Source organism: Stenotrophomonas sp. FBCC-B152 (assembly GCF_059134105.1).
In genome coordinates, this window is record NZ_CP101442.1 from 2,042,947 (window position 1) to 2,060,567 (window position 17,621).

Annotated in this window: 15 protein-coding genes; 7 read left to right on the plus strand and 8 right to left on the minus strand. The window is 70.1% G+C overall.

All coding sequences use genetic code 11. The annotated features are described in order from the left end of the window. Positions 1-44 precede the first annotated feature (44 nt). The 4 genes from NMB40_RS09570 to NMB40_RS09585 all read left to right on the plus strand — a co-directional run bounded on the left by NMB40_RS09570 (position 45) and on the right by NMB40_RS09585 (position 3,897). A complete protein-coding gene (locus NMB40_RS09570) occupies positions 45-950 on the plus strand; it encodes a LysR family transcriptional regulator (RefSeq protein ID WP_494360849.1) in 906 nt (301 codons plus the stop codon). 75 nt (positions 951-1,025) lie between these two features. Next, the gene (locus tag NMB40_RS09575) at positions 1,026-1,805 is read left to right on the plus strand and encodes a DeoR/GlpR family DNA-binding transcription regulator (protein ID WP_494360850.1); all 780 of its coding nucleotides are present in this window, start codon (positions 1,026-1,028) and stop codon (positions 1,803-1,805) included. 10 nt (positions 1,806-1,815) lie between these two features. After that, positions 1,816-2,961 carry an MFS transporter gene (locus NMB40_RS09580; RefSeq protein ID WP_494360851.1) on the plus strand — a complete coding sequence of 382 codons (1,146 nt, stop codon included), beginning with the start codon at positions 1,816-1,818 and terminating at the stop codon, positions 2,959-2,961. A 108-nt stretch (positions 2,962-3,069) separates the two neighbouring features. Beyond that, a complete protein-coding gene (locus tag NMB40_RS09585; RefSeq protein WP_494360852.1) occupies positions 3,070-3,897 on the plus strand; it encodes an isocitrate lyase/PEP mutase family protein in 828 nt (275 codons plus the stop codon). A gap of 18 nt (positions 3,898-3,915) precedes the next feature. Here NMB40_RS09585 and NMB40_RS09590 read toward each other — a convergent pair whose 3' ends face one another. After that, positions 3,916-4,833: a M14 family metallopeptidase gene (locus NMB40_RS09590; RefSeq protein WP_494360853.1), complete on the minus strand. Its 918-nt coding sequence runs from the start codon at positions 4,831-4,833 to the stop codon at positions 3,916-3,918. A 122-nt stretch (positions 4,834-4,955) separates the two neighbouring features. On the opposite strand from NMB40_RS09590, the gene NMB40_RS09595 reads away from it, so the two are divergent. Then, positions 4,956-5,843 carry a LysR family transcriptional regulator gene (locus tag NMB40_RS09595; protein ID WP_494360854.1) on the plus strand — a complete coding sequence of 296 codons (888 nt, stop codon included), beginning with the start codon at positions 4,956-4,958 and terminating at the stop codon, positions 5,841-5,843. Positions 5,844-5,853: 10 nt separating this feature from the next. On the opposite strand, the gene NMB40_RS09600 is transcribed toward NMB40_RS09595, so the two are convergent. The 7 genes from NMB40_RS09600 to NMB40_RS09630 form a co-directional block, all read right to left on the minus strand. Then, positions 5,854-6,828, minus strand: coding sequence for a zinc-binding dehydrogenase (locus NMB40_RS09600; protein ID WP_494360855.1), 975 nt, complete (start codon positions 6,826-6,828; stop codon positions 5,854-5,856). Between the two features lie 14 nt (positions 6,829-6,842). After that, a complete protein-coding gene (locus tag NMB40_RS09605) occupies positions 6,843-7,619 on the minus strand; it encodes a TspO-related membrane protein (protein WP_494360856.1) in 777 nt (258 codons plus the stop codon). Between the two features lie 131 nt (positions 7,620-7,750). Further along, positions 7,751-9,391, minus strand: coding sequence for an MFS transporter (locus NMB40_RS09610; protein ID WP_494360857.1), 1,641 nt, complete (start codon positions 9,389-9,391; stop codon positions 7,751-7,753). Continuing rightward, positions 9,385-10,683 carry an alginate export family protein gene (locus NMB40_RS09615; protein ID WP_494360858.1) on the minus strand — a complete coding sequence of 433 codons (1,299 nt, stop codon included), beginning with the start codon at positions 10,681-10,683 and terminating at the stop codon, positions 9,385-9,387. The genes NMB40_RS09610 and NMB40_RS09615 overlap by 7 nt, the downstream gene beginning before the upstream one ends. Then, positions 10,662-12,509: an amidohydrolase gene (locus NMB40_RS09620; protein ID WP_494361063.1), complete on the minus strand. Its 1,848-nt coding sequence runs from the start codon at positions 12,507-12,509 to the stop codon at positions 10,662-10,664. Before NMB40_RS09620 ends, NMB40_RS09615 begins: the two co-directional genes overlap by 22 nt. 126 nt (positions 12,510-12,635) lie before the next feature. Continuing rightward, positions 12,636-13,040 carry a DoxX family protein gene (locus NMB40_RS09625; RefSeq protein ID WP_494360859.1) on the minus strand — a complete coding sequence of 135 codons (405 nt, stop codon included), beginning with the start codon at positions 13,038-13,040 and terminating at the stop codon, positions 12,636-12,638. 2 nt (positions 13,041-13,042) lie between these two features. Further along, positions 13,043-13,699 carry a hydrolase gene (locus NMB40_RS09630; protein WP_282246816.1) on the minus strand — a complete coding sequence of 219 codons (657 nt, stop codon included), beginning with the start codon at positions 13,697-13,699 and terminating at the stop codon, positions 13,043-13,045. Positions 13,700-13,903: 204 nt separating this feature from the next. Here NMB40_RS09630 and NMB40_RS09635 point away from each other — a divergent pair, with 204 nt between their 5' ends. Together NMB40_RS09635 and NMB40_RS09640 are read left to right on the plus strand one after the other, a co-directional pair. Further along, positions 13,904-16,918, plus strand: coding sequence for a sensor histidine kinase (locus tag NMB40_RS09635; protein WP_494360860.1), 3,015 nt, complete (start codon positions 13,904-13,906; stop codon positions 16,916-16,918). Then, positions 16,915-17,562 carry a response regulator gene (locus NMB40_RS09640; RefSeq protein WP_494360861.1) on the plus strand — a complete coding sequence of 216 codons (648 nt, stop codon included), beginning with the start codon at positions 16,915-16,917 and terminating at the stop codon, positions 17,560-17,562. Before NMB40_RS09635 ends, NMB40_RS09640 begins: the two co-directional genes overlap by 4 nt. Positions 17,563-17,621 lie beyond the last annotated feature (59 nt).

Here is a 17,621-nt window from a genome sequence, read left to right on the forward strand (position 1 = left end):
ACCGCGCAATCCTGATTTGACTGTCCACCCAGAGCGAACAATCCATGGACCGCCTCGACCACCTGCGCAGCTTCCTGCGCGTTGCCGAACTGGGCTCGTTCACCGCCGCCGCCGAGCAGCTGGGCCTGCCTAAGGCCAGCGTGTCGCTGGCCGTGCAGCGGCTGGAAGCGGAAGTGGGCGTGCAGCTGCTGCACCGGACCACACGTCGGGTGCGGCTGACGGCCGATGGTGCGCAGTTCCAGCAGCGCGCCCGCGACCTGCTGGATGACATGGAAGACCTGCAGGGCATGTTCCGCCGTGATACCCAGCTCAAGGGCCGGCTGCGGGTGGACATGTCCAGCGGCCTCGCCCGGCAGCTGGTGATTCCGCACCTGCCGGGCTTTCTTGAAAAGCATCCCGGGCTGGAGATCGAGCTGAGCGGCACCGACCGCCGTGTCGACCTGGTGCGCGAGGGGTTCGACTGCGTGGTCCGGGTCGGGCCGTTGGACGACAACACGCTGGTCGCCCGCCCGCTCGGGGTGATGCACATCGTCAACTGCGCCAGCCCGGCCTACCTGGCGGCATACGGGGTGCCGCGCTCGCTGGACGACCTGTCAGGCCATGCGCTGGTGCATTACGTGGGCACCCTGGGCCAGCGCTCGCCGGGCTTCGAATACCACGATGGCCAGGACTATCGCAGCGTGCCGATGCGCGGCGCCATCACGGTCAACAGTGGCGAGGCGTACAGTGCGGCGGCGCTGGCCGGGCTGGGCATCATCCAGGTGCCACGGCTGGGGGCGCGCGTGGCGCTGGCGGCCGGGACGCTGGTGGAAGTGCTGCCGGAATGCGTGGCCGAGCCGATGCCGGTCACCCTGCTGTACGCGCAGCGACGGCACCTGCCGCGCCGGGTGGCGGCCTTCATGGACTGGATGGCAGCTCTGGTCACGCCGGAGCTGCAGCGGCTGGACTGAACCAGAACACGCACAGTCACGCATCTTCGCGCACATTCATGCACCTTCGCGCACCGGATCGGGTACAGTTCGCGGATGACGACTCCCGACGCACTTCCCGGCGAACGCCAACAGACCATCCTGCGCCTGCTGCGCGAACAGGGCCGCGTGTTTTCGGCCCAGCTTGCACTGCAGATGGAGGTGTCGGAAGACTCGATCCGGCGCGACCTTCGCGAGCTGGCCAACCAGGGGCTCTGCCGGAAAGTGCATGGCGGTGCGCTGCCGGCCGCAGTGGACTTTGCTCCCCTCCCCGCACGCCACGCGCAGCAGCCGGCGCAGAAGCACGCGCTGGCCATCGCCGCGGCCGCGTGTGTCCGCCCCGGTGATTCGATCCTGCTGGATGCCGGTTCCACCAACAGCGCCCTCGCCGCCTGCCTGCCACAACAGCAGGGCCTGCAGGTGATCACCAATGCGCCCGACATCGCCCTGGCGCTGCTGGCGCGCGGCGGGATCGAGGTAACGCTGATCGGCGGGCGGCTGGATCCACGTGCCGGTGCCTGCATCGGTGCGCAGGCGCTGGAAACGGTGGCCGGGCTGCGCGCGGACGTCTGTTTCATCGGCACCTGCGCGGTCGATGCCGAGGCGGGCCTGTGGGCCATCGATGGCGAAGAAGCACCGCTGAAGCGTGCCCTGCTTGCGGCCAGCAGCCGCTGCATCGCCGTGGCCACCAACGACAAGCTCGGCACCCAGGCGGCCTATCGGGTGGGCGCAATCGAGCAGATCGACCTGCTGGTGATCGAACACGACGCCCCCGACGCGCAGGTGCAGGCCTTCCAACGCCGCGGCGTCGACATCCAGCGCGCTGCGCCGTACTGAGGTTTCCCTGATGACCGCTACCGCTCTCTCCGCACGCGGCGCGCGCGCCGAACAGCACGCCACCCGCGCGGCGTTCTTCCTGCCCGGCTTCGCTACCGCCGCCTGGGCCCCCTTGGTGCCGTTCGCCAAGAACCGCACCGGACTGGATGAAGGCTCGCTCGGCCTGGTGCTGCTGTGTCTGGGCGCCGGTTCGCTGCTGGCAATGCCGTTGGCCGGGATCCTGGCCGCGCGCCATGGCTGCCGCGCCGTGATGATCGCCACCCTGCTGATGGTGATGGCCAGCCTGCCGCTGCTGGCCGTTGCACCCTCGCCGTGGACACTGGGCCTGGCCCTGTTCGTGTTCGGCGCCGGTGTGGGCGCCTGCGACTGCACCATGAACATCCAGGCGGTCATGGTGGAGCGCGACAGCGGCCGGCCGATGATGTCCGGCTTCCACGCCTTCTACAGCATCGGCGGTGCGGTGGGTGCCGCTGCGATGACCGCGCTGCTGGCGCTGCGGCTGCCGCCGCTGTGGGTGTGCGTGCTGGCTTCGGTGGCGATGGTGGTGGTGCTGGCGCTATCGGTACCGTACTGGCGGCGCGACCGCGCGCCGAGCGGCGCCCCGGTGTTCGCGATCCCGCATGGCGTGGTGCTGGCGATCGGCGTGCTCTGTTTCGTCGCCTTCCTTGCCGAAGGCGCCATGCTCGACTGGAGCGCGGTGTTCCTGCACGAAGTGCAGCAGGTGCCACCGGATCGCGCCGGCCTGGGCTTCATGACCTTCGCCATCGCCATGACGGTCACCCGCCTTGTCGGCGACGGCATCGTGGCGAAGCTCGGTCGCCTGCGCGCGATCCTGCTGGGCAGCCTCGTGGGCGCGGCCGGCTTCGGCATCGCCACCTTCGCCGGCGCACTGCTGCCTGCCCTGCTGGGCTACGCATTGATCGGCCTGGGCTGCGCCAACATCGTGCCGGCGCTGTTCTCGATGGCCGGCAACCAGAAGACCATGCCGGAAAGCTTGGCCATCCCCGCCATCACCACGCTGGGCTACGCCGGCGTGCTCGCCGGCCCGGCGCTGATCGGCTTCGTCGCCCAGGCCAGCAGCCTGGTCACGGCTTTCTGCCTGGTGGCCGCAGCCCTGCTGCTGGTCGGCATCACCGCACGCTGGGTAAAGGCGTGACGCCAACACGACCGTAGAGCCACGCCCTGCGTGGCTGGCGCCATCCAAGCAGCCCATGGCCTCCTGGAAAGCCCTACCATTCAACCACGCCCACCAGCACGGCTGCCTATGTCGGATCCCTCGTTCACTCCGGAATCCCGCCGCGCCGCCTTCCGCGCCCTGCATACCGAAGGCTGCTTCGTCCTGCCCAACCCTTGGGACATCGGCAGCGCCCGTTACCTGCACAGCCTCGGCTTCAAGGCGTTGGCCAGCACCAGTTCCGGCGTGGCCTGGAGCCTCGGCCGCGCTGACGGCCAGCTCTCCCTCGACGACACCCTCGCCCACCTGCACGACCTGGCCGCGGCCACGCCACTACCGGTCAATGCCGACTTCGGCGATGGCTTCGGCACCGACGCCGCCAGCATCGACGCGGCCGTTACCCGCGCGATCGCCACCGGCGTGGCAGGCATTTCCATCGAGGATGCCAGCGCCGATCCGGACCAACCGCTGCGATCCATCGACGACGCGGTAACCCGCCTGCGCGCCGCGCGCACCGCCATCGACCGCTCGGGGGCGGACGTGATGCTGATCGGCCGCGCCGAGAACTTCTTCGTCGGCCGTCCGGACCTCGACGACACCATTACCCGCCTGCGCGCCTACGCCAGCGCGGGTGCCGATTGCCTGTACGCCCCCGGCATCACCACCCGCGGGCAGATCGAGGCGGTGGTAGCTGCGGTCGCCCCCAAGCCGGTGAACCTGCTGGTCGGCAGCGCACTTCCGTTCACCCTGCAGGACATCGCCGCCATGGGCGTGCGCCGGGTCAGCGTGGGCGGTGCGATGGCACGCACCGCGTGGGGTGGGCTGATGCGCGCCGCCCGACAGATCCACGACGAAGGCCGCTTCGACGGCTTCGCCGATGCGGCCAGCGGCGCGGCGTTGAACCAGCTGTTCCGCTGACCGGCCGCGCGGCGACGCTCAGTTCGCCAGCGCGTAATCGATCGCCGCGCACACCGCCGCCACCTGCGCATCGTTGCACTGCTGCGGGGTCGCACGCGGGCTGTCCGGATACACCTCGGTGGTGGTGGTGAAGCGCGCGCCGGTGATGCTGGCGCACAGCCCCAGCTTCTTCAGCGGGTACTCGATCACGCCCGGCGCCACCACCGGCGAGCCGATGATTTCGTTCCTGTCGTCGGCCGGGGCGATGTGGGTCACCTGCTCCACCGCCGCGTTGACCGCCTGCTGGAACGCCGGCTGCGGATTCTCGGTGTCGTCCACCAGGTAGAAGCCATCGGGAATCAGGCCCGGGGCGAACGGCTTGCCATCGCGCGCGGCCAGCGCCGGGCGGAACTCGCTTTCGTCGCTGTCGGTGGTTTCGTGCAGGTCGATGTGCAGCACCATGCCATCACGCAGGGGCGCCACCAGCGCCATCAGCGCCGCCGATTCCTGCGCCGGGCTGTCGGCCACGAACGAGCGGTTCGGGTCGGTCGCATCGGCATTCCAGCGCTGGAAGCGCTCGTAACCCCACGGGCTCACGCACGGCGCCACCAGCACGTTGGCGCGCCCGGCGTAGTCGGCCGCACGCGTGGCCAGGAACTGCAGCGCGCCTTCCACGCCGCTGGTTTCGTAGCCGTGCACGCCACCGGTGACCAGCACCGAAGGCAGCGCCGGGTTCCAGTCACGGCTGCGCACGGCAAACAGCGGGTAGCGGTCCGGTGCGTAATCCAGGGTGCCGTACTGGACCACATCGAACTCGGCGCGCAGCCGCTCCAGCGCCGGCAGCACGTCGTCGGCATAGCGCCGCACCGGCAACTGCCGCGCCCGCCACTCCGCCTTCTCTGCGGCGCCCCAGGGCTGGCCAGGGGTACCGATGGGATAGAAGCGGGTGTCATTCATGGCGGGGCTCGCGGTTGTCACGGAAGAACCGCGATTTTAGCCTGCACCCCACGCCCCTACCAATCGCCATGGCACACGGCCATCATGGACCGGCATGACTGCCATGCGATTCCATTGCCCCCATGGCCCGCGAAAACTTCAATGATCTGCAGGTCTTCGTGACCGTGGCGCGCGAGCGCAGCTTTACCCGGGCTGCGGCGCAGCTGGGCGTTTCGCAGTCCGCGCTCAGCCATACCGTACGCGCACTGGAGGAACGGCTTGGCGTACGGCTGCTGACCCGCACCACCCGCAATGTGTCGATGACCGAGGCCGGCGAGCGCCTTTACGTGAGCGTGGCACCGCGGCTGGAGGAAATCGAAGCAGAAATCGCGGCGGTGGCGGAGTACCGCGACCACCCGGCCGGCACCGTCCGCATCACCGCCTCCGAACACGTGGCCAACACCGTGGTCTGGCCCCGCCTGGCCGACGTACTGCCGCGCTACCCGGACCTGAAGGTGGAACTGACCATCGACTACGGCCTGGCCGATATCGTCGAACAGCGCTACGACATCGGCATCCGGCTCGGCGAACGGGTCGCACAGGACATGATCGCGGTGCCGGTCACCGGCCCGCAGCGGATGGCGATCGTCGGCAGCCCGGCGTACTTCAGGACCCACGCCGCACCGCAGCGGCCGGCCGACCTGGCCGCGCACGACTGCATCGGGTTGCGCCTGCCCACCCATGGCGGATTGATGGTGTGGGACCTGCGCAGGGACGAGCAGAACGTCAACGTGCGCGTGCAGGGCCAATGGACCTTCAACAGCAGCATCGCCATGCACCGCGCCGCACTGGCCGGCGCCGGGCTGGCCTACCTGCTGGAAGACATGGTGCTGGAGGACATCGCCGCCGGACGCCTGCAACGGGTGATGCAGGACTGGTGCGATGTGTTCGACGGCTTCTACGCCTACTACCCCAGCCGCCGGCAGTCCTCCAGCGCGCTGCGCGTGGTGATCGACGCGCTGCGCGTGTAGCGCTGCGCCCTTACGGGCGCAGCAGCACCTTCCCATTCCTGCCCGGTTCCAGGCTTGCCTTTGCAGCTTCGGCCACCTGATCGAGCCCGAACACCGCGTCCACCGGCAGGCTCAGGCCGCCCGCTGCGGCCAGCTTCAGCAGCTCGCCCACCAGCTGGCGCTTCTTCTCGGGGGCCATGTTCTGGCTCACCTTGCTGCCCCAGAAGCCCTTCACCACGGCCTGCTTGAAGATCACATCGCCCGACCCGAGCTGCATCGGCTCGCCGGTCATCGAGCCGAACGACACCAGCGTGCCGCCCTCGCCCAGCAGGCCCAGCAACTCGCCGCTGGCACGCCCGCCGACAGAATCCACTGCCGCGGCCGCACCCTCGCCCACCCGCGCCTGCACCTGCGCCACCCAGTCCGCCTGCGCGGTGGAAATGGTGTTGTCGATGCCCAGCGCCGCCATCTCGGCCACGCCGGCATCGCGCCGCACCAGGTTCACGCAGTGCACGCCACGCGCCTTGGCCAGCATCGCCAATGCCTTGCCGACCGCACCATTGGCGGCGTTCTGCACGATCCACTGGCCCGCTTCCACCTGCAGGAATTCCAGCAGCATCAACGCGCTGAGCGGCATCGCGATCAGCTGCGCGGCCGTTTCATCGTGGATGCTGTCCGGCATCGGAATCACCATCCGCGCCGGGGCGATGAACTGCTCGGCCCAGGTCCCATGCACGGAGGCCGCACTGACCCGCTGCCCGACCTGCAGGCTGGTGACGCCCTCGCCCAGCGCGTCGATCACGCCGGTGCCTTCGCTGCCGCCGATGGCGGGCAGTTCGGGCTTGTAGCCGTACTGGCCGCGCACCGTCCACAGGTCATGGTTGTGGATCGGCGCCAGCACGGTGCGGATGCGCACCTCGCCCGCCGCCGGTTCCGGGGTAGTGGTATCACCGCCGTGCAGGACAACGGTCGGGTCACCAAACTGTTCGTGCAATGCAGCGCGCATGCGAATCTCCTGTATCAACGACGATGGCGGTGTGCAGCGACCACGCCCACGCGCGGTGCGCGCCAGGCCCGGGTGCGCAGCAGCAGGGTCTGCAGCACCAGCAGCGCGGCCACGGCCAGCGCCAGCACCGCAACGGTATCGGCGCCCGGCAGGCGCCAGCCGGATTGTTTGATGTACACGCCCACCAGCGCCCAGATCACCGCCGCCGGATAGGCGAAGTGGCCGCGCAGGCGGTAATTCATCACCCATGCCAACAGCGTGGCCAGCGCCAGCAGCACCACGCTCCACGACAGCATGTCGCCGGTCGGCAGCCACTGGTAGGCCACGGCGACCTGGGCGGTATTGAGGAAGGCCGCCATGGTCAGCCAGCCGGCGTGCAGCGCCAGCGGATAGGCGGCAAAGGCGCGCTGCCCGGCACTGGCGGTGGCGGGCGCCGCGCGCACGGCGGCCACCAGCAGGCACAACAACGCCAGCCAGATGATCGCCAGCGCCGGCAGGAACGCCTGGTTGGAGAACACCGGCATCCACGCCGCCGTCAGCGCAAAGCCGGCGGCGGCCCAGCCACGCACGCCGGCGTTGTCATCGGGCCGGCGCTGGCGCAGCTGCCACAGCCCGAACGCCACGTCCCACAGGAAGATCAGGCCCCAGATCGAAAACGCATAGCCGGCCGCGACCAGCAGCGTGGGATAGCGGTCGGAGATCGCACCGTTGGTCGGTCCAAACTGGCCGGTCTGGGACAACCACGCCACCAACGGCATGGCAAAGGCGGCCAACAACACGATCCAGCGCATGCACCCACTCCCGCTCAAAGAGCACCGACCATACGCGCATTACGGTTAAGAAGGTGCCACGGCGTGAAACGTACCCACCAACGGTGGGCACCTACCGGTAGCGCGCCACCGTTGGTGGTGCGGCAGTCCGATCAACCAAGCGCGGGATGCTCGTGGCCATGCTGCAGTCCCTTCAACGCACCCGTACCCCCCACGAAATGGCGCACGATCGGTGCATGCTCGTTGCGGTGCAGCGCCCTGACTTTTTCCTGCAGGGCGCGGTCTTCGGCCGTGACCCGCTCATGCTGGCGCAGGTGCTCGATCCAGGACGGGGTCACGAAATATTCCAGGTGGATGCCCGGCGTGGCCACGTCCTCGGCCACGCCCCAGATCACCGCCCCATCGCGGCGGCGGGTACGGCCGAGCTCACCCAGCAGCGCATGGAACGCGGCGCGGTCGGCATCATCGATGTGGTATTCCACCGTCACCAGCACCGGGCCACGGTCGTGGGTGACCGGCACGGCCAGCTCCGGCGCAGGCCAATGACCGGCAGGACGCAGGTCCAGCTCCTCGCTGCCGGCAATGCGCACCCGCCACACCAGCAACCCGCCGATCACCGCACCCACCGCCGCGATGGTCAGCGCCAGCGGAATCGAGGTGCGCTGGGCGATGCTGCCCCAGCTCAGCCCGCCAGCGGCCATGCCCAGCGAGAACACCATGATGTACAGCGACAGCGCGCGCGCCCGCACCCACGCAGGTACGGCCGTCTGCGCGGCGATCTGCAGCGATGACAGCACGGTGATCCAGGCGAAGCCGTTGACCAGCATCGCCAGCGGCAACAGCGCCATGTGGCGCAGCCACGCAAGGCCGAACAGGCTCAGCGCGCAGGCCAGCGTGGCCAGCAGCACCAGCAGGTCGCGGTCCAGCCGCGCGCGCAGGCTGGGCAGCACCAGTGCGCCACTGACCGCACCAATGCCGATGCAGCCCAGCAGCAGGCCATAGGTGCCCGCCCCCCCGTGCAGTTCGCTGCGCACCACCAGCGGCAGCAGCGCGGTCACCGCACTGGCGAAGAAGAAGAAGCCCGCCGATTTGATCAGCACCGCCTGCAGGCGCCCGGCCCGCAACGCATAGCGCAGACCCGCGCGCAGCCCGGCGCCGAAACCTTCCGGCGGCAGGGTGGAGGCCGCCGCTTCCTGCTTCCAGGTGAACAGCACCCACAGCATCGCCGCAAAGCTCAGCGCGTTCAGGCCGAAGGCCCACCCCGCGCCCAGCTGCGCCACGATCAGGCCGCCGATGGCCGGGCCAAGCGAGCGCGCGATGTTGATGCCGATTGAATTCAACGCCACTGCCGAGGCCAGCATCGGCCGCGGCACCAGCTCGGACACGATGGCGGCCTGCGCCGGCATCGCCATCGCCGCGCCGCAGCCCATGGCAAAGGTGAGCCCGACCAGCACCGGCGGGGTCAGCAGGTCCAGTGCGGTCAGCGTGGCCAGGGTGGCGGCCACCAGCAGCATCCAGCCCTGGGTGAACAGCAGGTAGCGGCGGCGGTCGACGATGTCGGCCAACGTGCCGGCGGCCAGCGCCAGCAGCACCACCGGCACAGTAGTGGCCGACTGCACCAGCGCCACCATCAACGGCGAGCCGGTGCGCTCGGCCATCACCCACGCGGCGGCCACATCGTTGACCCAGGTGCCGACGTTGCTGCCCAGGATGGCCAGCCACATCGCGCGGAACAGCTTGATCTTCAGTGGCGACCACGCGCCAGGGGCCGCGCTTTCGTGTGTGTTTACCATTGCCATGCTCCTACTACCGATGCAAACAGGGTGTCGCGGCCACCGGCCGCACGCAGGCCAGGACCGGCCTCGAACCAGGCCAGCTGGCCTTTCCAGGTCCAGTGCCGGCTGGCCTCCCAGCTGGTTTCCCACTTGTACTGCTGGCCGATCCGCCGGGGCGTGCCGGCCGTGCCGGGGACGGCGGCCAGCGGTGCCGGCGTGGTGTACACCGCATCGCTGCGGCGGTGCTTCCAGGCCAGCTGCCAGCCGATCTCGGTGGTCAGGCCCGGGCGCGGGGTCAATGCCAGGGTCGGCTGCACGTCCATCAGGTTGGCCGGCGCCAGCAGGCTGGCTTCGCTGAAGTACGCCGACTTGGGGTACATCGCGTTGAAGGTTTCCAGGCGGCCATCGTGCGCGTCACGGTCGCCGCTGGCGATATCCAGCTTGATGCCCAGGCGCGGCTGCCAGCGATGGTCGGGCCAGCGCAGCCCACTGTCGCTGGCCAGCGTCCAGGCGCGGATGGCCAGGTCGCCCTGCGCGCGCGACAACGTGCCGCGCTGCGCGACCAGTTCGACGTTGACGTCCCAGTGCGGCTGCAGCGCGAACCAGCGCGCGCCCAGCGAGGTACGGCGCTCATCGCCCACCGCACTGGCAAAGCGCGCACCGTCGCGGCCATAGCCGAGCAGGTACAGGTCCAGCCCGTTGCCGGGTCGCGCGCCCTGCCACGTGGCATAGCTGCCGACCAGGAACTGGCCCTGGTCGCTGCGGTCATCGAAGGCGCCCAAGCGGTTGTCGACCGGGCGCAGCGCCATCAGGTCCAGCTTCAGCGCACCCTGCTGCCAACGCCCGCGCACGCCGTCGAAGGCCAGTCGGATGTTCGGGCCATCGCGTACCGACAGCAGCCGCGAGCTGCCATAGGCCGCCTCCTGCCGCCCGAGCTGCCAGGACAGGTACTCACCGTGCCAGCGCAGGTAACCCTGCTGCAGGTCCAGCGCACCCCGGTCGGTGCCACCGGGCCCGCCAGCGCGGCCCTGCTCGGCATGCACGCCCAGCTGCACCCTCCCTTCCCAACGCTCCCGCGTGACGGTCACCGAGCTCAGCGCACGCAGCAGCCCGTAGCCATCTTCGCGGCCCTGGATGCCGAAACGGGCCGGGTCGTAATACATGCCGCGCAGGCGCACGGAAGCATCCAGCTGAACCTCGCCACCGCCGTCCAGCGCGATGCAGCGGCCCGATGCATCCGGCGTGCATGCAAACGCCAGCGTCGGCAGGGCCGACGCCAGCGCCAGGCTCAGAAGGCGAAGCACGAACATCCCAGCGCGCCCCAGAACGCGTTCGGTGCATCCGTTGGCACCGCATGCGCCGCCGCGTGGCCGTGGCCATGGGTGCGGCAGGCACCTGCGCCGTGACCGTGTGCATGCGCATGCGCCACCAGCCCGGTGGCCGCGCCGCCGACGTGGTAGCCGCCAAAGCGGTTCACCGGCGACCAGTCCGGCATCGCCGGCGGCAGGGTCGGCGCGAGCGGGCCGAAGTCTCCCTCGCCATGCACCACGCGGCCGCCGACCACGGTCAGCACGCTGGTGATATCGGCAATGGCGGCATCGTCCACCGCGAAGAAGTCCGACGAGAGCACGCAGAAGTCCGCCAGCTGGCCGACCGCCAGCGTGCCCTTGCGGCCGTCATCACCGGAGAACCAGGCACTGCCCTGGGTCCACAGGCGCAGCGCTTCCTCGCGCTCGAGCAGGTTCTCTTCGCCATACAGCGCCAGCCCACCCACGGTGCGCCCGGTGACCAGCCACGACAGCGCCACCCACGGGTTGTAGCTGGCCACGCGGGTGGCATCGGTACCGGCGCCGACCGGCAAGCCCGCCTGCAGCATGCGGCGCACCGGTGGGGTGTGCCGCGCCGCGTCCGCGCCATAGCGCTGCACGAAGGCCTCGCCTTGGTAGGCCATGCGGTGCTGGATCGCCAGCCCCCCGCCGAGCGCGCTGATGCGGTCGATGTTGTGCGGGGTGATGGTCTCGGCGTGGTCGATGAACCAGTGCAGGCCGTCGAACGGAATCTCGCGGTTGACCTGCTCGTACACATCCAGGATGCGGTCGATGCTTTCATCGTAGGTGGCGTGGATGCGGAACGGCCAGCGCTTCTCCACCAGCAGCTTGACCACTTCCTCCAGCTCCGGCTCCATGCCTGCCGGCAGCTCCGGGCGCGGTTCGTTGAACAGCTCGAAATCGGCTGCGGAGAACACCAGCATTTCGCCGGCGCCGTTGTGGCGCAGCAGGTCATCGCCCTGGCGCGGCGTGAGGATCTCGCTCCAGTGCTGGAAGTCCTGCACTTCCTTGCCCTTGTTCTGGGTGAACAGGTTGTAGGCGATACGCACCGTCAGCTCGCCGTCGCGGTGCAGCTGCTCGATGACCTGGTAATCCTCGGGGTAATTCTGGAAGCCGCCGCCGGCGTCGATCACCGAGGTGATCCCCAGCCGGTTCAACTCGCGCATGAAATGCCGGGTGGAATTGGCCTGGTATTCGATCGGCAGGCGCGGGCCCTTGGCCAGCGTCGCATACAGGATCAGCGCGTTCGGCTTCGCCAGCAGCAGGCCGGTGGGGTTGCCCAGGCTGTCGCGCGCGATCTGCCCGCCCGGCGGGTCGGGCGTGTTCCTGTCGTACCCACACGCACGCAGCGCGGCGCGGTTGAGCAGCGCGCGGTCGTACAGGTGCAGCAGGAACACCGGCGTGTCCGGCGCGATGGCGTTGATCTCGGCCAGGGTCGGCAGGCGCTTTTCCACGAACTGTTCGGCCGTGAAGCCGCCCACCACGCGCACCCACTGCGGCGCCGGGGTGTTGTCGACCTGCGCTTTGAGCATGGCCATCGCATCGGACAGCGAGCGCAGCCCGTCCCAGCGCAGCTCCAGGTTGTAGTTGAGGCCACCGCGAATCAGGTGCGTATGGCTGTCGTTGAGCCCGGGCACCAGCCGGCGGCCGCCGGCGTCGATCACCGTCACCCCGGTCAGGCCGGCGCGCACCTGCGCTTCTGTACCAATGGCGGCGATACGGCCATCGACCACCGCCAGCGCATCGGCCTGCGGAACGCGCGGGTCGAGCGTGGTGATGCGGGCATTGCGGATGAGCAGCGTGGTCATGGGTTTCTCCGGATACATGGCAAGCGCGCGGCCGGCCAGGCCCAAGGCCATGGCGGCGCCAGCGCCGAGCAGCAGGTCGCGGCGGCCTGGCAGCGAGGGATCAGCGGTCATGGTGGACGTCTCCGCTCATGGGGATGGCAGCGACAGCGCGCCGGGACCGGCCAGGGCGATGGCGCACAGCGCCAGCGTCCAGAACAACGGGTATTCGATGCCGCCGCGCATCCAGAACCAGCCCTTGGGCAGGGCCAGCACGGCGGTCATGGCCAGGAACAGCGCCGCGACCGTGGCCGCGATGCGCGCCTGCCAGCCCAGCAGCACGGCCAACCCGGACAGCACCTGCACCACCGCCAGCAGCAGCGGCGCAGGTGCCGGCGCCGGCAGACCGAAGCCGCGCAGTTCGTCGGCGAAGCCGGCCAGCCCGGGGCCCCCGAACCAGCCGAACAACTTGCCCAGCGCATGCGGCAGCAGGAACCCGCCCGCTGCCAGCCGCAGCACCAGCAGGCCCAGGTCCAGGCCGGTGGCGCCGCCCATGCTCAGTGGCCGCCTTCCTGCGCGCCGAACATGCTCTTGGCGTACTGGATGCCGATGCCGTAGCCGCCGGCGTGTTCGCGGGCGATCCCGGTGGTGAGGTCATAGGTGGCGCCGCGGCCCCAATCGCGCTGCAGTTCCAGCAGGTACTGCACCGAGGTGACCGGCACCGCGCCGGCCTGCACCATGCGGGTCACCGCACGCTCGTGCGCTTCATCGCTGACATCGCCGCAGGCATCGGTGATCACATAGACCTCGAAGCCCTGCTCGATCGCCGACAGTGCCGGCCCGACGATGCAGACGCTGGTCCACAGGCCGGCAAGCACCACGCGCTTCCTGCCGATGCGGTTGATCTCATCGATCACCGGCTGGTCTTCCCACGAATTCATGGTGGTGCGGTCGAACACCTTCTGGCCCGGGAAGATCGGCGCGATCTCCGGGAACATCGGGCCGGAGAACGACTTCTCGGCCACGGTGGTCAGCACCACCGGCACCTTGAAGCCGGCCGCGCCCTTGGCGACCAGCGCCACGTTGTTGCGCAGCGCGGCGATATCGATGGTGCGGGTGGCGAAGGCCATCTGCGACTGGAAGTCGATCAGCACCAGGGTGTGATCGGCAGGCGACAGCAACGAAGCGCCGGGGACGGCGGTGGCGGTGGTCATGGGAAGTTCCTGGAGGGTCGAGTCCGCTCATGGTCGCCGCGAAGACGGAATCGCCCTACCCCCCTTGGGTGGTGGCTGCGGCTACTCTTTTGGGGGAGATTCCCGCAGGGCTAGCGCATTGGCGCACGCGGGCGCCTGCCCCAAAAGGGTAGTCGTGCGCTGCCCCTGGCCTGCGACAATCCCCGCATGCCGCATGCGTCCCCCGTGTTCCGTTCCCTTGCCCCGCTTGCCGCGTGGCGGGCGATGCGTGGCGTGCTGCTGCCACTGCTGCTGGCCATGCTGGTGCCGCTGCCGGTCGTCGCCGCCAGCCTGGCCGCCTACGAGCACAGCGCCTGGGTGGTTGGCCAGGGCGCGCCGGGCGACATCTGGGATATCGCCCAGCAGCGCGATGGCCGGCTGCTGCTGGCCACCGGCGCGGGCCTGTACCGCTTCGACGGGCGCCAGTTCGAACGGGTGGCCCCGCCTAACGGCAGTTCGTTTCCTTCGGCCAACATGACCTCGCTGACCGTCGATCCGGACGGCACGCTGTGGATTGCCTACTACAACGCAGGCATCACCCGCCTGGACGCGCACGGCTCGCGCGACTTCGGGAGCCGCGACGGGCTGCGGCCGGGATTGATTCCGCGCATGGAACGCGATGCCAGTGGCCGCCTGTGGGCCGCATCGGACGCCGGACTGCGCTGGTTCGACGGCGAACGCTGGCAGGCGCCGACGGCCGCCATGGGCATCGGCGATATCGCGGCGCACTGGGCGCTGCGTGACCCCACCGGAACGTTGTGGCTGTTGGCCGGCGGTGAACTGTGGCGCCTGCGCGCGCACGCCGCCCGTTTCGAGCGCATGCACCTGGCGGTGTCACGGTTTTCCTCGCTCGCGCTGCGCGCCGATGGCCAGGTGTGGTTGGCCGACCGCCAGCAGGGCGTGATGCCGCTTGCCGATGCGCACGGGCTGGTGTCCGCCGCGCACCGCCAGGCGCACCGGCTGCCGGGGCTGCTGGCCGGGCGCATCCGCTTTGCCGCCGATGGCAGCCTGTGGGGCAGCTTCGTGTCCAATGGGGGCATCTTCCATGTGGATGCCGACGGCCACGGGGGACAGCGGATCGAGCGTTTCGACGCCGCGCAGGGCCTGGCCTCCACCACCGCCGGACCGCTGCTGCAGGACCGCGAAGGCAATCTCTGGGTGGGCTCCAACCTGGGCCTGAACCGCTTCCGCGAGCATCAGGTGCGGGCGCTGGCGCTGCCCGGCCCGGCCGATCCGCTGCGCACCCTGTTCCGCACGCCCGGCGGCGAGGTGGTCGGCTACGGCAAGGACCTGCAGCCGATGGCGCTGCGCCGCGACCTGCTGGATGCGGCCCCGGCGCACCGCCTGCCCACGGCGCAGCCCCCCTCGCAGCCGCTGTGGCTGACCGAGTGGGATGCCCTGCTGCGGATCGACCAGGGCCGGCGCACGCCGCTGGCACCGCCGGGTATCCCCGCGCCGCTGGAGCTGCGCGCGATGTTGGCAGTGGGCCCTGACGAGGCCTGGTTCTGCTTCCGCGCCGATACCGTGCTGCACTACCACGCGGGGCGCTGGAAGCAGGACCCGGCCCTGCCGCCGCTGTCGTGTACCGCGCTGGCCGGCGGCGACGACGGTGCCGTGGCGATCGGTTACCCGGACGGCACGCTGCGGGTCGGCCACGACGGCAGCTACCGCCACTACACCCGCGCCGACGGCCTGGACGTCGGCCCGGTGACCGCAACCGCCCTCATCGGCGCCCGGGCCTGGGTCGCCGGCGAGAACGGCCTGGCCCTGCTCGGTCGTGACGGCCGCTTCCGCACCGCGCTGGCCGCCAGCCCCGGGGTGTTCGAAGGCATCACCGGGATCGCGCGCGACCGCCGCAGCCACTACTGGTTCAACGGCAGCCGCGGCCTGGTCCGGGCCGACGCTGCCACGCTGGAACGCGCGATCGACGCCGGCGAGGAAACCGCGCCGCGCCTGTACGACACCGCCGATGGCATGCCCGGCATCGCCACCCAGGCCACCCCGGTATCCAGCGCGGTGCTGGCCGCCGATGGCCTGCTGTGGGTGGCGACCAACCAGGGGCTGGCCTGGCTGGATACGCTGCAGGACCACCCCAATGCACCGCCGTTGCTGCCGCATGTGGACACCGTCACCTACGGCCGACGCCAGCAACCGCTGCGCGACGGCCTGCAGTTGCCGGCCGGCACCGCACAACTGCAGATCGACTACCTGGCCGTGTCGCTGGCGCGGCCCGAGCGCACCCGCTACCAGCACCGCCTGATCGGGCTGGACGCGCAGTGGCAGGAGGCCGGCAGCCTGACCCGCGCGTTCTACACCAACCTGCCACCGGGCCCGTACCGGTTCGAGGTCCGCGCCGCCAACGAAGACCAGGTCTGGAGCACGGCGGTCGCCCAGCGCAGTTTCACCATCGCACCGATGTGGTACCAGACCCTGTGGTTCAGCGCCGCCTGCGTGCTGGCGATGCTGGCCCTGCTGGCGCTGGCCATGCGCCTGCGCAGCCGCAGCCTGACCCAGCTGGTGCGGGCGCGCCTGCAGGAACGCCATGCCGAACGCGAGCGCATCGCGCGCGAGCTGCACGACACCCTGCTGCAGGGCACCCAGGGGCTGATCCTGCGCCTGCATGCGGTAAGCCATTCGGCACATGCCACCCCGGAAGTGCGCGAAGCGCTGGAAGCGGCCATGCAGGCGGCCGAGAATGCGCTGGCCGAAGGCCGCGAACGGGTCAACCGGCTGCGCGAAGGCAGCGACGATTACCAGGACCTGGGCGCGTCGCTGGTGCAGGTGTATGGCGAGCGCGCCGCCGACAGCCGCAGCCCGTCGTTGCGCCTCAACGTGGAAGGCACCCCGAAGCCGCTGCGCCACGATGCCGCGGAAGAGGTCTTCCTGATCGGCCGGGAGGCGCTGTTGAATGCCCTGCAGCATGCCGCCGCCGAAGCCGTCGACATCGAGCTGGTCTACGCGCGTCGCGGCCTGCGCCTGCACATCCGCGACGACGGCAGCGGCCTGCCTGCCACCCTGCCCGACGGCCGCTGGGGCCTGGTAGGCATGCGCGAACGCGCTGAACGGCTCGGCGGGCGCCTGCGGCTGTGGTCGCGCCCCAGCGTGGGCACTGAAATAGAATTGTTCCTGCCTGGCGAGCGCATCTATCGCCACCCCCGCCGGCGCTGGTACGGGCGGCGGACTTCCGGAGAGACCGCATGACCGCTGCATCCCTGCCGATCGGCATCCTGGTGGTCGACGACCACCCCTTGCTGCGCGACGGCCTGGCCGCGCTGCTCGGCCTGCAGCCGGACATGCGCCTGCTGGGTGAAGCGGCCGATGGCGAAGAAGCGGTGGCCCAGTACCTGGCCCTGCAGCCGGACGTGGTGCTGATGGACCTGCAGCTGCCCGGCGTGGACGGCGTGGAAGCGATCACCCGCATCCGCCACCTCGACCCGCGCGCGCGCATCATCGTGCTCACCACCTACCGCGGCGACGTACGCGCGGTGCGCGCGCTGCAGGCCGGGGCCAGCGGCTACCTGCTCAAGGACATGCTGCGCCACGAACTGGTGGACACCATCCGCACCGTGCACAGCGGCCGCCGCGCCGGCATTCCGGCCACGCTGGCGGCCAGCATCGCCGCGCACGTGGTCGAAGACAGCCTGTCCCCACGCGAAACCGAAGTGCTGGGCCACGTCGCCAGCGGGCGCTCGAACAAGAGCATCGGCGAGCAGATGCGCATCTCCGAACAGACGGTGAAGGCGCACATGAAGAACATCATGGAAAAACTGGGCGCCCGCGACCGCACCCACGCCGTAACCCTGGCCCTCAAGCGCGGCATCATCACCCTCGACACCGACCCGTAACGCCGGGCCCTGCTCCGCAACAGTGGACACCAACCCGTAGTGCCGGGCCCTGCCCGGCA